Below are 15800 nucleotides of genomic sequence, written 5' to 3'. Positions count from 1 at the left end.
TTCAGGCTGTGTCTGTCGAGGCGCGGTAGCTGTCGGCGGTGGTGAAGAGGGCATCCGCCCACGGGGTCTTGGCGACGCCGAGAAGGCGTTCGGTCTCGATGGAGTCGATGATGTACGGCACCAGGAACTGGTAGCTCGAGGCCCAGATCTCGTGCATCATCGGGTTTAGCAGACCGAGTGATGTGAGCAGCCACTGGGGGTAGCCGGCGACCGTGCCATGGCTGCCGTAGTGCCGGTTCAGCTGGGCGGCGATGTCCCAGCGGGTGACCGCCGTGCTCGGCACATGCCAGAGGCGGCCCCACTCGCCCGGGTGGTCGGCCGCGGCCACGAGGGTGGTGACGATGTCCGGCAGGTAACTCCAGCTGTGCACCCGCCCTGGCCGGCCCACGACCCGCGCCGTCTCCGATTGCAGGATGGCGGTGAAGAACCGGTCGCCGAGGTGGGCCGTTCCGGCGACGCCGGGCCCGAAGTAGTCACTCGCCCGCACCTCGACGCCCGTGATCTCGTGGCGGGCGTGGGCATCCCGCACTCGGTGCCAGATTTCCTTCCGCACGAGGCCCTTGGTCTCGGTGGTCGTCTCCGGTGAGTGCTCGGTCATCGGCCCGGTCGGTGACCCGTACGGGTAGAGGTTTCCCATCACGACCAGGCGGGCGCCGGTCGAGGATGCCGCCGCGATCGCCGCGTCGATGACCGGAGGCCACTGCGTGGTCCAGTCGGTGTATCGCGGGTTGGTGCACAGGAAGATCGTCGACATTCCGGTCGCCGCCCGCGTGAAGGCCGGGCCGTCGCCCGCATTCAGCACGACCGACTCTGCCCCGGGTACTCCAGCGCCGGAACGGGTCCCTACCGTGACCTGATCACCCCGGCCGGCAAGGCGCTCGGCCAGCGGGCGCCCGATCATGCCGGAGCCGACAACGAGCTGGTGGGGCATGGGTCCTCCCGGCATCAGGTCGACACTGTCGGCCCTAGTCGTCGCCGTCGTCGTCGCAGTCGTCGTCCTTCTTCTTGCACTTACCGTTGTCCTTGTTGTTGTCCTTGTCAACGGATGCCGGTTCGTCGCTCGGGGCCGGGGCAGGGGCCACCGTCGGCGCCGGCTTGCTCGCCTCGATCGCGGCGGCCAGATCGGCGGAGACCAGGTTGAGGGCGGACTGGATCTGGGCCGCCCGCGCCGCGCTGACCTGGTCGGCCGCGGCGGCGGTCAGCAGGTCGGCCTGCACCGCGTCGAGCGAGGCTTGAGCGGCCTCCAGGTCGCCGGCCGCTGCGGCCGTGGTGAGGGTTTGCACTCCCGCCTGCAGCTGGGTCGCGGTCGTCTGCTGCAGATCGGGGGGCGGGCTCGAGCATCCGGTCAGGGCGGATGCGACGACGACGACGGCGGCCAGCGCGATCGCCAGGCGGGTACGGGGCGTCATGGCGTCACGCTTTCCTGGAGCTGCTTCAGATTGGTGCCGAGAGATCCGTCGACGGCCGGGTAGGTGGCGGCCGGCGGGGCCGGTTCGGCAGCCCGGGGGGAGAAGACCACGACCGCGAGGATGATGAGCGCGACCAGGACCCCGAGGGCGACCAGCACGCGGGGGCGGCGCCACGGGGGAGTCGCGTCGGTGGTGGTGGGCGCGCTGCCCGGAGAGCGTTCGGGTGCGCTGCCGGCCGACCGCGCGGCCGCGGGGGTTCCGGCCGGGGTCAGAAACTCGGTGGCGGCATCCGCGCCGGGGCGGGGCGCGGTGAAGACCTTCGTGGCAGCCAGCACGGCGGTGGGCTCGGGAGCCTCGGTCGCCGCACCGAGCACGGCGGTGGGTTCCAGGATCTCTGTGGCGCCAAGCACCTCTGTGGGTTCCAGCCGCTCGGTGGCACCGAGGACGGCGGTGGGATCCAGGATCTTTGTGGCCCCGAGGACGGCGGTGGGGTCCAGGATCTCGGTGGCCTCCGTGGCCCCGGCGGCTGCCATCGCCACGGTGATCGCGGTCACATCGGCGGTGCTGTCCCCGGTGGCCAGGCGCCGCAGCTGCACGGCCGCGTCCCCGGCACGGAGCCGTTCTGCGGGCTCGCGGGCCGTCATGCCGAGAAGAACCTCGGCCCACGCCTGGCCGAGTTCAACCGGGATGTGCGGTTGACGCTGCAGCCTGGCCATCGCCGACTCGATCGCCGTGCCGGTGAAAGCGCGCTCGCCGGTGAGGCACTCGAGCAGCACGAGCCCGAGCGAATAGACGTCGCTGGGCGGGCCGATCGTGCTGCCGAGGGCCTGCTCGGGGCTCAGGTAGCCGGCCGTGCCGAGCAGCGATCCGGTCGCGGTGAGGCGGGTCGCATCGAAGAGGCGGGCGATGCCGAAGTCGGCCAGCTTGGCGTGCATGGCGCGCCCGGGGAAGCCCGACGGGGCCAGCAGAACGTTCGCCGGCTTGATATCACGGTGGATGATGCCCTGCGCATGCACGTAGTGCAGCGCCTCGGCGAGGTCGGCGCCCATGACGGCGACCTCCTCCGGGTTGAGCGCTCCGGCGGCGATCTTGCTGCGCAGATCCGTGCCGTCCACGAGTTCCATCACGATGAACGTTCGTGAGACGCCGTCGATCACGGCGGTCCCGGCATCGAACAGGGTCACCAGCGCGAAGTGGTTGAGGCTCGCGAGCACCGTGACCTCGCCGCTCTGGCGCTCCGGCCCGGCGTCGTCGGCCGTGTCCAGCCGGAACAGCTTGACCGCGACCGTGCGGCCCAGGAACAGGTCGGTGGCCCGGTAGACGGATGCCATCCCGCCCGTTCCGAGGAGAGCGTCGATTCGAAAACGGTCGGCCAGGCTGATGCCGATGGGGCCGACGGTGGGTTGCTTGGACAGAAGGGACCTCCTCGTGGATCCGTGGAGTCAAGCAAACCACACCTTGCAGAGGGAACGGCCAGCGCCCTTGCAGGCTGGAGTGGGTACTCTACGACTGTGGAAACCGTGCTGCTGTATATTCTGGGCGTTCTGATCGTCGTGGTCGGCCTTGCCCTGTCCATCGGCCTGCACGAGATCGGGCACCTGCTGCCCGCCAAGCTCTTCGGCGTCAAGGTCACCCAGTACATGATCGGCTTCGGCCCCACCCTGTGGTCCCGGCGCAAGGGAGAGACCGAATACGGCGTGAAGGCCATTCCGCTCGGCGGCTATATCGCCATGATCGGCATGTTCCCGCCGGCCAAAAAGGGCGGCAAGGTGCAGGCATCCAGCACCGGTTTTTTCAACCAGCTGGTGCAGGAGGGCGAGCCCGAGAAGAAGCCCGGTGCCATGGCGACCATGGTCGACGACGCCCGGCAGTCCAGCGCCGACACCATCGGCGAGGGTGAGGACCACCGCGCGTTCTACCGTCTGCCCGTCGTCAAGCGCGTGATCATCATGCTCGGCGGGCCCACCATGAACCTGCTGATCGCGGTCGTGCTCTTCGCCGTGCTGTTGATGGGCTTCGGAACAGCTCAGGCCAGCACCACCGTCGGCAGTGTGTCCGAGTGCGTGCTGCCGGCCACCAGCAGCCGGCAGACCTGTGAACCCACCGACGAGCAGGCACCCGGCGCCGCGGCCGGCCTGGCGCCGGGCGACCGCCTGGTCAGCATGAACGGCACCCCCATCGACAGCTGGGACCAGTCCACCGCGATCATCCGCGAGTCGCCGGGCACGCCGCTCGCTGTGGTCGTCGAACGTGACGGCACCGAGCAGACCCTGACCATCACCCCGAAACTCACCGAACGCTACGTGAGCGATGCCGACGGCGAGATCGCAGAGGATGCCGCCGGCGAGCCGGTGACCCAGCAGGTCGGCTTCGTCGGAATCGGACCGGCGGGCGAGCTCGTGCCGCAGCCGGCGACCGCCGTGCTGCCCGCGGTGGGCGAGAACATCGGTGCCGTGGTTCACATGATCGCCAACCTGCCGCAGCGCATGATCGACATCGCCAACGCGGCCTTCGGGCCCGGGGAGCGCGACCCGAACGGCCCGATCAGCGTGGTCGGCGTCGGCCGTGTGGCCGGTGAGATCGCGAGCATCGACGCCATCCCGGTGAACAGCAAGATCGCGAGCATGCTGGGGCTGCTGGCCTCGCTGAACGTGGCCCTGTTCGTGTTCAACCTGATTCCGCTGATGCCGCTCGACGGCGGCCACGTCGCCGGCGCGCTCTGGGAGGGGCTGCGCCGCCAGTTCGCCAAACTGTTCAAACGCCCCGACCCCGGCCCCGTCGACACGGCGAAACTGATGCCGCTCACCTTCGCTGTCGTGGTCGTCCTGGGTGCGATGAGCCTGCTGCTCATCTACGCCGACATCGTCAAACCCATCAACATCTTCGGCTGACGCGCGGCGCCGGGCAGCCCTGCGGCGAGGGTCGTCGAGTGTCGCCGGAAGCGCCGAGAGTCGCCGTTCCGCCAGGTCAACTGGGCAGAAACGGCGACTCTCGGCGTCGGGAAGGTGCCTAGCGGGAGAGCAGCAGCGCCTCACCCTGGCCGCCGCCGCCGCAGAGGGCGACGGCGGCTTTGCCGGTGCCGCGCCGAGCCAGCTCGAGTGCCGCGTGCAGCGCGAGGCGGCCGCCCGAGGCCCCGATCGGGTGCCCGAGGGCGATCGCCCCGCCGTGGATGTTGACCTTCTCGGCGGTGAGTCCGAGCTCCCGGGTCGATTCGAGCGACACCGCGGCGAAGGCCTCGTTGATCTCCACCAGGTCGAGCTCGGCGGCCGTCCAGCCCTGGCGAGCCAGGGCCTGGTGGATCGCGTTCGCGGGCTGGGAGTGCAGCGAGTTGTCCGGTCCGGCGACCTGGCCGGAGGCCTCCACCACAGCCAGCCAGCTCAGCCCGTGCTCCGCCGCGTAGCGGCGGCTGCACAGCACGAGCGCGCTGGCGCCGTCGCTGAGCGGCGATGAGTTACCGGCCGTGACAGTGCCGGCCGGGGTGAAGGCAGGGCGCAGCCGTCCCAGGGTGTCCGTGGTGCTGTCGGCGCGCACCCCCTCGTCGGTGGCGATCACGAGGGGATCGCCCCGGCGCTGCGCAACACTGATCGGGGTGATCTCGTCGTCGAAGAGGCCGGACGCGGCGGCCGCGGCGGCACGCTGGTGCGAGGCGGCCGCGATGGCGTCCTGGTCGGCGCGTTGCAGGCCGAGACGCTCGTTGACATGCTCGGTGGAGAGACCCATCGAGAGGCCGTCGAAGGCATCCGTCAACCCGTCGTGGGCGGCGTGGTCCAGCATGGTGACGCTGCCGTAGGCCCAGCCCGCGCGTGAGCCGGGCAGCAGGTGCGGGGCGTTCGACATCGATTCCTGCCCGCCGGCGACGACGACATCCGCTTCGCCGAGACGGATGAGCCGGGCCGCGTCGATCACGGCGGCCAGCCCCGACAGACACACCTTGTTCAGGGTCATCGCCGGCGTGTTCCACGGGATGCCGGCGCCGATGGCGCTCTGCCGGGCCGGGTTCTGACCCGAGCCGGCCTGCAGGACCTGGCCCATCAGGACGAAGTCCACCTGGTCGGGCGTCACGCCGGCGCGGGCGAGAGCTCCGGTGATGGCGGCGGTTCCGAGCTGCACGGCCGTGAGGCCGGCGAGCTGGCCGTTCACCCGGCCCTGCGGGGTGCGGGAGCCCGCAAGGATGACGACGTCATTGTCGTGCACGGCAGTGGTGTTCATGGTCTGGCTCCTTTGTCGGGCCGATCGGGGTTGGGGCGGGTGAGTTCGGCGGGGGACTGGGCCCGTGTGGGGCCGCCCGGCATCCGTTCAGATTCCGCCCGGGCCTGGCGCGTAAGCTATCGCCGTGGCTGCAATCAACCTGGGAATGCCCAAAGTACCTGAAGTACTCGCTCCGCGTCGCAAGACGCGTCAGATCAAGGTCGGCAAGGTGCTCGTCGGCGGTGACGCGCGTGTGAGCGTGCAGTCGATGACGACGACCCCGACCACGAACATCAACGCGACCCTGCAGCAGATCGCCGAGCTCACGGCATCCGGCTGCGACATCGTGCGCGTTGCCGTTCCCAGCCGCGACGACGCCGAGGTGCTGCCGATCATCGCGGCGAAGAGCCAGATCCCGGTCATCGCCGACATCCACTTCCAGCCGAGCTACGTGTTCGCCGCGATCGACGCCGGCTGCGCCGCCGTGCGCGTCAACCCGGGCAACATCCGCAAGTTCGACGACCAGGTCGGCAAGATCGCCGCCGCGGCCAAGGCCGCCGGCGTCTCCCTCCGGATCGGCGTCAACGCCGGCTCGCTCGAGCCGAGCCTGCTGCAGAAGTACGGCAAGGCCACCCCGGAGGCGCTCGTCGAGAGCGCCGTGTGGGAGGCGAGCCTGTTCGAGGAGCACGACTTCCACGACTTCAAGATCTCGGTCAAGCACAACGACCCGGTGATCATGGTCAAGGCCTACCGCCTGCTCGCCGAACGCGGCGACTGGCCCCTGCACCTCGGCGTCACCGAGGCCGGACCGTCGTTCCAGGGCACCATCAAGAGCGCCACGGCGTTCGGCATCCTGCTCGGCGAGGGCATCGGCGACACCATCCGGGTGTCGCTGAGCGCGCCCCCGGCCGAGGAGATCAAGGTGGGCCTGCAGATTCTGCAGTCGCTGAACCTGCGCGAGCGCAAGCTCGAGATCGTGTCCTGCCCGAGCTGCGGCCGCGCCCAGGTCGACGTGTACAAGCTGGCCAACGACGTCACCGACGGCCTCGAGGGCATGACCGTGCCGCTCCGGGTCGCCGTGATGGGCTGTGTCGTGAACGGACCCGGCGAGGCCCGCGACGCCGACCTCGGCGTGGCGTCGGGCAACGGCAAGGGCCAGATCTTCGTGCGCGGCGAGGTCATCAAGACCGTGCCGGAGTCCGAGATCGTCGCGACCCTGATCGAGGAGGCCAACCGTATGGCCGCCGAGATGCCGCCCGGCGAGGACTCCCTCGGCGCCCCCGTCGTGACGGTCGGCGCCAACTAGCCGAGCTTCACCGCGAATGCTCGCGGCGCAGGTTGTGGACGTCGGCGCACCGTAGAACGTGCGCCCGGTTCCGCCGGGTGCGCCGCGACCCCTGCTCGCGCGCCGTAAAGTAGGTGCGTGCCTATTCGTATGTCCAACTACTTCCTCCGTACCCTCCGCGAAGACCCCTCGGACGCCGAGGTCACCAGCCACCGCCTGCTCGTGCGCGCCGGTTACATCCGCCGCCAGGCCCCCGGAATCTTCGCCTGGCTCCCGATCGGCCTGCGCGTCAAGGCCAAGATCGAGGCGATCGTGCGCGAGGAGATGGCCGCGGCCGGCGCCTTCGAGGTGCACTTCCCGGCCCTGCTTCCGCGCGAGCCCTACGAGATCACGGGCCGCTGGGACGAGTACGGCGACGGCCTCTTCCGGCTCAAGGACCGCAAGGGCAGCGACATGCTCCTCGCGCCCACCCACGAAGAGGTCTTCACCCTCCTGGTGAAAGACCTGTACAGCTCCTACAAGGACCTGCCCCTGTCGATCTTCCAGATCCAGGACAAGTATCGCGACGAGGCCCGGTCCCGCGGCGGGCTGCTGCGCGGCCGCGAATTCACGATGAAGGACGCCTACTCCTTCGACTACACGGATGCCGGCCTCGACCTGAGCTACCAGGCCCAGCGCGACGCCTACGAGCGCATCTTCACCCGGCTCGGCCTCGAGTACGTCATCGTGCAGGCGGACGCCGGCGCGATGGGCGGATCCAAGAGCGAGGAGTTCCTGCACCCGACCCCGGTCGGTGAGGACACCTTCGTGCGCTCGGCCGGCGGCTACGCCGCCAACATCGAGGCGTTCCGCACGGTCGTGCCGCCGTCGATCGACTGGGCCGGCTTCCCGGCCGCCGAGGTCTTCGACACCCCGGACACCCCCACCATCCAGACTCTGGTCGACCGGGCCAACAGCGACCACCCGCGCCCCGACGGCCGCGCCTGGACCGGCGCGGACACCCTCAAGAATGTCGTCCTCGCGCTGATCCAGCCCGACGGAACCCGTGAGCTCCTCGTCATCGGCCTCCCCGGCGACCGCGAGGTGGACCTCAAGCGCGTCGAGGTCGCCGTCGCCCCCGCCGAGGTGGAGGCCGCGAACGAAACCGACTTCGTCAAGTTCCCCGGGCTGGTCAAGGGCTACATCGGACCCTGGTCCGTGAACGGAGCGGTACTCGGCGAGAAGTCGGCCACGGGCATCCGTTTTCTGGTTGACCCCCGCGTCGTCGAGGGCACCGAGTGGATCACCGGCGCGAACGAGGCCGGCCGCCACGTCTTCGGACTCGTCGCCGGCCGGGACTTCGCGGTCGACGGCGCCATCGAGGCAGCCGAGGTGCGCGCGGGTGACCCGGCACCTGACGGCTCCGGCCCGGTGGAGCTGGCCCGTGGCATGGAGATCGGCCACGTCTTCCAGCTCGGCCGCAAGTACGCCGAGGCGCTCGGGCTCAAGGTTCTCGACGAGAACGGCAAGCTCGTCACGGTCACGATGGGCTCCTACGGAATCGGCGTGACCCGCATCCTCGCCACCATCGCCGAGCTGAACAACGACCCCAAGGGCCTGATCTGGCCCGAGACCGTGGCACCCTTCGACGTGCACGTGATCGCCACCGGCCGTGACGAGGTGGTCTTCGAGACCGCCGGGACCGTGGTCGACATGCTCGAGGGAACCCGCCGCGACGTGCTCTACGACGACCGCCGCAAGGTGTCGCCCGGCGTGAAGTTCGGCGACGCGGAACTGATCGGCATCCCTGTGATCGTCATCGTCGGCCGTGGTGCGGCCGACGGCATCGTCGAACTCTGGGACCGTCGCACCGGTGAGCGCACCCAGGTGGCCGTCGCCGACCTGGCCGCCAGCTTCGCCTGACGGACGCCTGGACCGCGCCGCTCCGCCGCGCGCGGAACCGTCGCGGCGCACCCTGCGGAAGCAGGCGCACGGTCTACCATGCGCCTGCTTCCATAACCTGCGCCGCGACGGCCTGAGCGCAGGTCGGAAGACGCAGGTCAGAAGAACGGCCTGAGCGAGGGTCAGAGGCGGGCGAGACGAGCCCGGGCGAAGCAGTACACCCCGTAGGCGATGAGCCCGGCGCCGACCAGCACCAGGATCGCCATCCCGAACGGCAGCGCCACGAGCGACTTCAGCGCGCCGTCCATGCCCGTCGCCTTCTCCGGGTCGAGCGTGAACGCCGCCACGGTGAAGAGGATGCCCAGGGCGGCCAGGGCGATGCCCTCCGCGATGTAACCCACGGTGCCGAGAACGACGACCAGCGTGCCGGCCGGGCCGCGAGGAACCGTGATGCTGTCGGTGAACCCGTGGCTGGCCCCGCGGAAGACGAAAACGCCGCCGATCACCACCACGGCCAGGCCGGCGACGACGAGCAGGACAACGCCGCCGGGAATCGACAGCAGCATCGCGGTCGAGTCGCTGGCGGACTCCGACGAGCTCGACGACGCCCCGCGAGCGAAGGTGAACGCCGTTCCGGCGATGAACAGGAAGACCGCGCCCTTGCCGATCAGGACGGCGCGATGAGCCCACTTGCGTTTCGGGTCGGGTGCCGGTTCAAGGAAGGCCTGCACCAGGTACCACGAACCCAATGCAGCCAGCGCGAAGACCGCGACCCAGAGCGCAAAGACCCCGCCGGGGGTGCGTGCCAGCTGGCCGAGCGCGCCGGACTGGTCGGCGGACTCTGCGCCTGCCCCTCTCGCCACGCCGATCGCGATGGCGCCGATCATGATGTGCAGTAGCCCATTCGTGGCGTAACCGGCCCGCGCGAGCAATTGGAAGGTGCGGCTGCCCTCGGCCGCGCGAGCAGCCTGTTGGGCGTTGTCGGAGACGGAATCGGCGGCCATCCGCCCAGCGTAGCCCCGCCGCCTCGTTCGGGTGACGAGGCACCGAGGATTCGGCTACCCTAGAACGAGCCCGCTGCGCAGTTTCGCGGCGGCAAGATCTGAATAGAGGAGGCCGGCCATGGACATCGACCTCAGCGTGTTGCGGCAGTTGGAGCGCGAGAAAGAGATTCCCTTCGAGGAACTCGTGCAGATTATTGAGCAAGCAATTCTGACGGCCTACGTGAAGCACACCCAGCAGGGTGGAGCCAGCGAGAAGCAGGCCGTCGAGGAAGAGCCGGAAGCGCGCGTCGTACTCGACCGCAAGACCGGCCACGTCGACATTTTTGTGCCCGAACACGATGAAGAGGGCAACGTCGTCGGCGAAGCCGTCGACAACCCCACCGACTTCGGCCGCATCGCGGCCTTCGCGGCGAAGCAGGTCATCAACCAGCGTCTGCGCGACCTGGCCGATGACGCCGTGCTCGGGGAGTTCAAGGGACGCGAGGGTGAGATCGTCGCCGGGATCATCCAGCAGGGGCCCAACCCTCGCATGATCCACGTCGACCTGGGCACGATCGAAGCGATCCTGCCCCCCGAAGAGCAGGTGCCGAGCGAGAGCTATGTGCACGGGCAGCGCATCCGCGTCTATGTCACCGCGGTCGGCAAGGGTCTCAAGGGTCCGCAGATCACCGTGTCGCGCACGCACCCCTCGCTGGTGCGTCGTCTGTTCGCTCTCGAGGTCCCGGAGATCGCCAGCGGCGTCGTCGAGATCGTGTCCCTGGCCCGCGAGGCCGGCCATCGCACCAAGATGGCCGTTCGCGCCACGGAACCCGGCGTCAACGCCAAGGGTGCCTGCATCGGCGAACTCGGCCAGCGTGTGCGCGCCGTCACGGTGGAGCTCAACAACGAGAAGATCGACATCGTCGACTACTCGGCCGACCTCGCCACCTTCGTCGCCAGCGCACTGTCGCCGGCCAAGGTGACCAGCTCCTATGTGATCGACGAGTCGATCAAGGCCGTCCGGGCCCTCGTTCCCGACTACCAGCTCTCGCTGGCGATCGGCAAGGAAGGCCAGAATGCCCGCCTCGCGGCGAAGCTCACGGGTGCGAAAATCGACATCCAGCCGGACAGCATTCTGGAGGACACGGAATAGGGGGTACGATGGATCCCGTTAGAACGTGCATTGGATGCCGTTCGCGCGCTCCGCGATCTTCTCTTCTGAGGGTTGTAGCCCGAGAATTGGAACTCGTGGTGGATGAAACCGCCACTCTGCCCGGGCGAGGCGCGTGGCTGCATCCCACTACCGCGTGCTTCCAGGACGCACAGCGGCGACACGCTTTCGGGCGTGCCCTTCGCGTGACCAGTTCTTTGGACGCGAATCAACTAGAGAACAGGCTGAACAGGCTTATGGATAACTAATGAGCGGCTCGAAATGAGACCCGTCCGTTACTAACGGTCTGCCCCTTTCCGGGTGCAGACCCGGAACAGGAGAATTGTGGCTGCGAAACCACGCGTACACGAGATCGCTAGCGAGCTCGGCGTCGACAGCAAGGTAGCCCTTGCTAAATTGAAAGAGATGGGCGAGTTCGTCAAGGGACCGTCCAGTAGCGTTGAACCCCCGGTGGCACGTCGTCTGCGTGCCGCCCTTGCAGCCGATGGCTCCAGCACCGCGGCCCCCGCGGCTGCCGCCGCACCGGCCGGCACCACCCCCACAGCGTCGGCCACGCCCGCGAAGCCGGGCGGCGCACGCCCGTCCCCGGCCAAGCTCGCCGTCAAGCCGGGTGCCCGTCCCGTCGTCGAGGCTCCCGCAGCGGTTGTTCCCGCCGCGGACGCCCCGCCGATGCCGTCGGCTCCGCTGACCGTCGCCGAGCGTCAGGCTCAGGCCGCCGAGAAGGCTCAGGCCGCCGAGAAGGCCGCCGCAGCCGAAAAGGCTGCCACTGCAGCCGCCGTCGCCGAGACCGCACCCACGAAGGACGCCCCGGTCGCCAAGACCGAGGGTGGCCCGTCCAGCGCCGCCAAGCCCGGGGCATCCGTGCCGAAGCCGCCGGCCGCTCGTCCGGGCAACAACCCGTTCGCCAGCAACCAGGGCATGGGCAAGACCCCCACACCGCGTCCGGGCAACAACCCGTTCGCCAGCGCGCAGGGCATGGGCCAGCGCCCGCCGTCCACGACGTCGCCCAGCAACATTCCTCGCCCCGCGGCCCCGCGGCCCGGAGCACCTCGCCCGGGTGGACCCGGCCAGGCCCCGCGCCCGACCGGTTTCGGTCAGCGTCCGGGTGCCTTCCAGCGTCCCGGTGGCGCTCCCGGCGGCGCCGGCGGCGCCCGTCCCGGCTTCCAGCGTCCTGGTGGCGCCCCGGCCGGAGCCCCCGGCTTCGGCCCGCCCCGCCCTGCCGGTGGTGGCGGCGCTGGTGGTCGCGGTCGCGGCCCCGGTGGCGGAACCGCTGGTGCGTTCGGTCGCGGTGGCGGCAAGAACAAGGCCCGCAAGTCCAAGCGTACGAAGAGAGCAGAGTTCGAGCTGCGCGAGGCTCCGTCGCTGGGTGGCGTGAGCGTACCCCGCGGCGACGGCGGAACCGTGGTGCGTCTGCGCCGCGGTGCGTCCATCACGGACTTCGCCGACAAGATCGACGCGAGCCCCGGAAACCTGGTCACCGTGCTGTTCCACCTCGGTGAAATGGCCACGGCGACCGAGTCCCTCGACGAGGCGACGTTCGACGTGCTGGGCTCCGAGCTCGGCTACAAGATCCAGATGGTCTCGCCCGACGATGAGGACCGCGAACTCCTGCTCGGCTTCGACATCGACATCGACCAGGAGCTGGAAGACGAGACCGACGAGGAACTCGTCGCCCGTCCCCCCGTTGTCACCGTCATGGGTCACGTCGACCACGGTAAGACCGCGCTCCTCGACGCGATTCGCAACGCCAAGGTGGCCGCGGGTGAAGCCGGCGGAATCACGCAGCACATCGGTGCCTACCAGGTCATCAGCGAGCACGAGGGCATCGAACGTGCCATCACCTTCATCGACACACCGGGCCACGAGGCGTTCACCGCCATGCGTGCTCGTGGTGCCCAGGTCACCGACATCGCGATCCTCGTGGTTGCGGCGGACGACGGCATCATGCCGCAGACGATTGAGGCGCTCAACCACGCTCAGGCCGCCAACGTGCCGATCGTGGTCGCAGTGAACAAGATCGACAAGCCCGGCGCCAACCCGCAGAAGGTCCGTCAGCAGCTCACCGAGTTCGGCCTCGTCGCCGAAGAATACGGTGGAGACGTCATGTTCGTCGACGTATCGGCCAAGCAGGGCACCGGCATCCAGGAAGTCCTGAACGCCGTGCTGCTCACCGCCGACGCCGGTCTCGACATGCGGGCCAACCCGGACAAGGATGCTCGCGGTGTTGCCATCGAGGCTCGCCTCGACAAGGGTCGCGGCGCCGTGGCGACCGTGCTCATCCAGTCGGGAACCCTGCACGTCGGGGACTCCATCGTGGCGGGAACGGCCTACGGCCGTGTTCGTGCGATGGCAGACGAGAACGGCGTGCCCGTCCTCGCCGCGACCCCGTCCCGTGCAGTCCAGGTTCAGGGCCTCTCCAGCGTTCCTCGTGCAGGCGACACCTTCCTGGTCATCCAGGAAGACCGCACCGCACGTCAGATCGCCGAGAAGCGCGAAGCCGCCGAGCGGAACGCCCTGCTGGCAAAGGCCCGCAAGCGCATCAGCCTCGAAGACTTCACCCGTGCACTCGAAGAGGGCAAGGTCGAGTCGCTCAACCTCATCATCAAGGGTGACGTTTCCGGTGCTGTTGAAGCCCTGGAGGAGTCGCTGCTCAAGATCGAGGTCGACGATTCGGTTCAGCTGCGCATCATCCACCGCGGTGTCGGTGCGGTCACGGAGAGCGACGTCAACCTCGCCACCGTCGACAACGCCATCATCATCGGCTTCAACGTGCGCCCCGACACGAAGGCACGCGAACGCGCAGCCCGTGAAGGCGTCGACGTGCGCTTCTACTCCGTCATCTACAACGCGCTCGAGGACATTGAGAACTCCCTCAAGGGAATGCTCAAGCCCGAGTTCGAAGAGGTGCAGAGTGGTGTCGCCGAGATTCGCGAGGTGTTCAGCTCCTCCAAGTTCGGAAACGTCGCCGGTGTCATCGTCCGGTCGGGTGTCATCACGAGGAACGCCAAGGCGCGGGTCATCCGCAACGGCGTCGTCGTGGGAGACAACCTGGGCATCGAGTCGCTGCGCCGCTTCAAGGACGACGTCACCGAGGTCCGTACGGACTTCGAGTGTGGTATCGGCCTGGGCAAGTTCAACGACATCCAGATCGGTGACGAGATCGAGACGATCGAAATGAAGGAAAAGCCGCGGGTCTAACGACCAGCGGATGATGGGTGCGGGTTTCGCCGGGTTTCCTGAACAGGGACGCGGCGGGGCCCGCACCTTCGGAAGTTTTTCGACAATAGGAGTAAGACAATGGCAGATCCGGCACGCGCCAGGAAAATGGCCGACCGCATCAAGGTCATCGTGGCCAAGCGCATCGAACGCGGCCTCCGCGATCCGAGGCTCGGTTTTGTGACCATCACCGACGTCAAGGTGACCGGTGACCTGCAGCACGCATCGGTGTTCTACACGGTCTACGGTTCCGCGGAGGAACGCGCGGACAGCGCGGCAGCGCTCAAGGCGGCCACCGGCATGCTGCGCAGCGAGGTAGGCAAGAACATCACCGCCCGCCTGACGCCGTCGCTCGAGTTCATCGCGGACGCCATCCCGGAGAACGCGGCCCTGATCGACGACCTGCTCCGTGAAGCGCGCGAGCGCGACACCCAGGTCGAAGAACAGGCCCGCACGGCGAAGTACGCCGGTGACGAGGATCCCTACGTCAAGCCGCGCGAATACGCCGACGACGAGGATGACGACGACGACGACGAAGACCAGGACGACGACTCGGAGGACGGCCCCGCGGCCGGCCAGCACGCCGAAGTCACCGCCGAAGCGGAGTCGCAGAAGTAGCACAGCAGCACACCCCGGTCAGTGGCCGGCAGGCCGGGCCGTCCGGCATCACCCGTGAGGGGATGCGGGGCGGCCCGGCCTTCGTCGTGCGCCGGGCGCGGCCCGTGCGCGCGGGTCACTCGTGCGGCAGGGTGTACCGGCCGGGACCGGTGGCCACGGCGAGGCCGTCGGCCAGCAGTCCGGCCAAAGCCCGGTCGCGCTGAGCAGGGTCGGGCCAGAGGCCGGTGATCTCGGCATCCGTCACCGGGTGATGCGTTGCCCGCAGTTCGGCCATGATCAGTCCGCGCACCTGCCGGTCGCTGCCCTCGAACTTCTTCTGCACGGCCTTGCGCGGGCCGGAATAGGCCGGGTAACCGGCGAGACGCCAGGCGCAGGAGCTTTGGATCGGGCAGTCGCCGCAGCGGGGGTTCTTCGCGGTGCAGACCACCGCGCCCAGTTCCATCATTCCGGCGTTGAAGATTGCGGCGTCGCCCCGTGGCAGAGGCAGCAGCGCCCCCATGGCGTCCAGGTCCCTGGTGCGGCTGGGCGGTGCCGGTTCGGCTTGCCCGGCCACGGCCCGCGCGATGACGCGTCGCGTATTCGTGTCGACGACCGGATGCCGCAGACCGTAGGCGAACGCGGCGACGGCGCGGGCCGTGTAATCGCCGATCCCGCTGAGGGCCAGCAGCTCATCGATGTCGGACGGGACCACTCCGCCGTGCCGCTGGGTGATTTCCACGGCGGCGGAATGGAGCCAGAGCGCGCGGCGCGGATAGCCCAGTGTCGCCCAGGCCCGTACCGCCTCGCCGGGAGGCACTGCCGCGAGGTCGCCGGGGGTCGGCCAGCGCTCCAGCCACTCCGCGAGACGGGGGATGACCCGGTTGACCGGGGTCTGCTGCAGCATGAACTCGCTCACCAGCACGCCCCAGGCGCCGAAGTCGTGCCGACGCCAGGGCAGGTCGCGCGCGTTGCCCACGAACCAGGCGTTGATGGCGAGGCTGAGGGCAGGCGAGTCGGCGACGGGGCGGGTCTCTGCACAGGCTGTTTTCGTGACGGTGGCATTCACCGTT

General features: G+C 69.0%; 13 protein-coding genes. 7 read left to right on the top strand and 6 right to left on the bottom strand.

Translation table 11 applies throughout. From position 1 onward, the window contains the following. Position 1 precedes the first annotated feature (1 nt). The 3 genes from AC0J5J_RS05985 to AC0J5J_RS05975 are packed head-to-tail and all read right to left on the bottom strand — an operon-like array spanning position 2 to position 2767. Positions 2 to 931 (bottom strand): Rossmann-fold NAD(P)-binding domain-containing protein, encoded by a 930-nt coding sequence (locus AC0J5J_RS05985; protein ID WP_134424284.1) that lies wholly within the window; start codon positions 929 to 931, stop codon positions 2 to 4. Between the two features lie 34 nt (positions 932 to 965). Continuing rightward, entirely contained in the window at positions 966 to 1409 is a 444-nt protein-coding gene (locus tag AC0J5J_RS05980; RefSeq protein WP_134424283.1) for a hypothetical protein, read from the bottom strand. After that, positions 1406 to 2767 (bottom strand): serine/threonine-protein kinase, encoded by a 1362-nt coding sequence (locus AC0J5J_RS05975; RefSeq protein ID WP_474900200.1) that lies wholly within the window; start codon positions 2765 to 2767, stop codon positions 1406 to 1408. Before AC0J5J_RS05975 ends, AC0J5J_RS05980 begins: the two co-directional genes overlap by 4 nt. Before the next feature lie 153 nt (positions 2768 to 2920). Here AC0J5J_RS05975 and AC0J5J_RS05970 point away from each other — a divergent pair, with 153 nt between their 5' ends. After that, positions 2921 to 4300 carry a M50 family metallopeptidase gene (locus tag AC0J5J_RS05970; RefSeq protein WP_474899960.1) on the top strand — a complete coding sequence of 460 codons (1380 nt, stop codon included), beginning with the start codon at positions 2921 to 2923 and terminating at the stop codon, positions 4298 to 4300. A gap of 118 nt (positions 4301 to 4418) precedes the next feature. Here the strand turns inward: AC0J5J_RS05970 and AC0J5J_RS05965 are convergent, their stop codons facing one another. After that, on the bottom strand, positions 4419 to 5618 hold the full coding sequence (locus AC0J5J_RS05965) for an acetyl-CoA C-acetyltransferase (RefSeq protein ID WP_474899959.1): 1200 nt from the start codon (positions 5616 to 5618) through the stop codon (positions 4419 to 4421). Positions 5619 to 5742: 124 nt separating this feature from the next. Between AC0J5J_RS05965 and ispG the strand changes: the two genes are divergently transcribed. Continuing rightward, positions 5743 to 6903 carry a flavodoxin-dependent (E)-4-hydroxy-3-methylbut-2-enyl-diphosphate synthase gene (gene ispG / locus AC0J5J_RS05960; RefSeq protein ID WP_174722334.1) on the top strand — a complete coding sequence of 387 codons (1161 nt, stop codon included), beginning with the start codon at positions 5743 to 5745 and terminating at the stop codon, positions 6901 to 6903. Between the two features lie 129 nt (positions 6904 to 7032). Continuing rightward, positions 7033 to 8784, top strand: coding sequence for a proline--tRNA ligase (locus AC0J5J_RS05955; RefSeq protein WP_474900199.1), 1752 nt, complete (start codon positions 7033 to 7035; stop codon positions 8782 to 8784). A 161-nt stretch (positions 8785 to 8945) separates the two neighbouring features. Here AC0J5J_RS05955 and AC0J5J_RS05950 read toward each other — a convergent pair whose 3' ends face one another. Then, positions 8946 to 9767 carry a DUF1206 domain-containing protein gene (locus AC0J5J_RS05950; protein ID WP_474899958.1) on the bottom strand — a complete coding sequence of 274 codons (822 nt, stop codon included), beginning with the start codon at positions 9765 to 9767 and terminating at the stop codon, positions 8946 to 8948. Positions 9768 to 9885: 118 nt separating this feature from the next. Here AC0J5J_RS05950 and nusA point away from each other — a divergent pair, with 118 nt between their 5' ends. The 4 genes from nusA to rbfA all read left to right on the top strand — a co-directional run bounded on the left by nusA (position 9886) and on the right by rbfA (position 14751). Then, complete coding sequence (gene nusA / locus AC0J5J_RS05945; RefSeq protein WP_134424279.1) at positions 9886 to 10899, top strand: transcription termination factor NusA; 1014 nt, start codon at positions 9886 to 9888, stop codon at positions 10897 to 10899. A gap of 8 nt (positions 10900 to 10907) precedes the next feature. Continuing rightward, the gene (locus AC0J5J_RS05940) at positions 10908 to 11165 is read left to right on the top strand and encodes a YlxR family protein (protein ID WP_474899957.1); all 258 of its coding nucleotides are present in this window, start codon (positions 10908 to 10910) and stop codon (positions 11163 to 11165) included. Between the two features lie 76 nt (positions 11166 to 11241). Beyond that, positions 11242 to 14115, top strand: coding sequence for a translation initiation factor IF-2 (gene infB, locus AC0J5J_RS05935; protein ID WP_474899956.1), 2874 nt, complete (start codon positions 11242 to 11244; stop codon positions 14113 to 14115). A 99-nt stretch (positions 14116 to 14214) separates the two neighbouring features. After that, positions 14215 to 14751, top strand: a complete 537-nt coding sequence (rbfA, locus tag AC0J5J_RS05930; protein WP_134425026.1) for a 30S ribosome-binding factor RbfA — start codon at positions 14215 to 14217, stop codon at positions 14749 to 14751. Between the two features lie 115 nt (positions 14752 to 14866). Here the strand turns inward: rbfA and AC0J5J_RS05925 are convergent, their stop codons facing one another. Then, complete coding sequence (locus AC0J5J_RS05925) at positions 14867 to 15721, bottom strand: HhH-GPD family protein (protein ID WP_474900198.1); 855 nt, start codon at positions 15719 to 15721, stop codon at positions 14867 to 14869. Between the last annotated feature and the right edge of the window lie 79 nt (positions 15722 to 15800).

This window comes from Cryobacterium sp. TS_SC_7, assembly GCF_056156285.1.
The sequence above is the reverse complement of the archived record's forward strand: the minus strand, read 5'-3'. Positions and strand labels throughout refer to the sequence as shown.

Coding starts and splice junctions, on each gene's coding strand:
- AC0J5J_RS05985 (WP_134424284.1), bottom strand. CDS start 931: ATGCCCCACCAGCTCGTTGTCGGCTCCGGCATGATCGGGCGCCCGCTG.
- AC0J5J_RS05980 (WP_134424283.1), bottom strand. CDS start 1,409: ATGACGCCCCGTACCCGCCTGGCGATCGCGCTGGCCGCCGTCGTCGTC.
- AC0J5J_RS05965 (WP_474899959.1), bottom strand. CDS start 5,618: ATGAACACCACTGCCGTGCACGACAATGACGTCGTCATCCTTGCGGGC.
- AC0J5J_RS05955 (WP_474900199.1), top strand. CDS start 7,033: ATGTCCAACTACTTCCTCCGTACCCTCCGCGAAGACCCCTCGGACGCC.
- AC0J5J_RS05950 (WP_474899958.1), bottom strand. CDS start 9,767: ATGGCCGCCGATTCCGTCTCCGACAACGCCCAACAGGCTGCTCGCGCG.
- nusA (WP_134424279.1), top strand. CDS start 9,886: ATGGACATCGACCTCAGCGTGTTGCGGCAGTTGGAGCGCGAGAAAGAG.
- AC0J5J_RS05940 (WP_474899957.1), top strand. CDS start 10,908: ATGGATCCCGTTAGAACGTGCATTGGATGCCGTTCGCGCGCTCCGCGA.
- rbfA (WP_134425026.1), top strand. CDS start 14,215: ATGGCAGATCCGGCACGCGCCAGGAAAATGGCCGACCGCATCAAGGTC.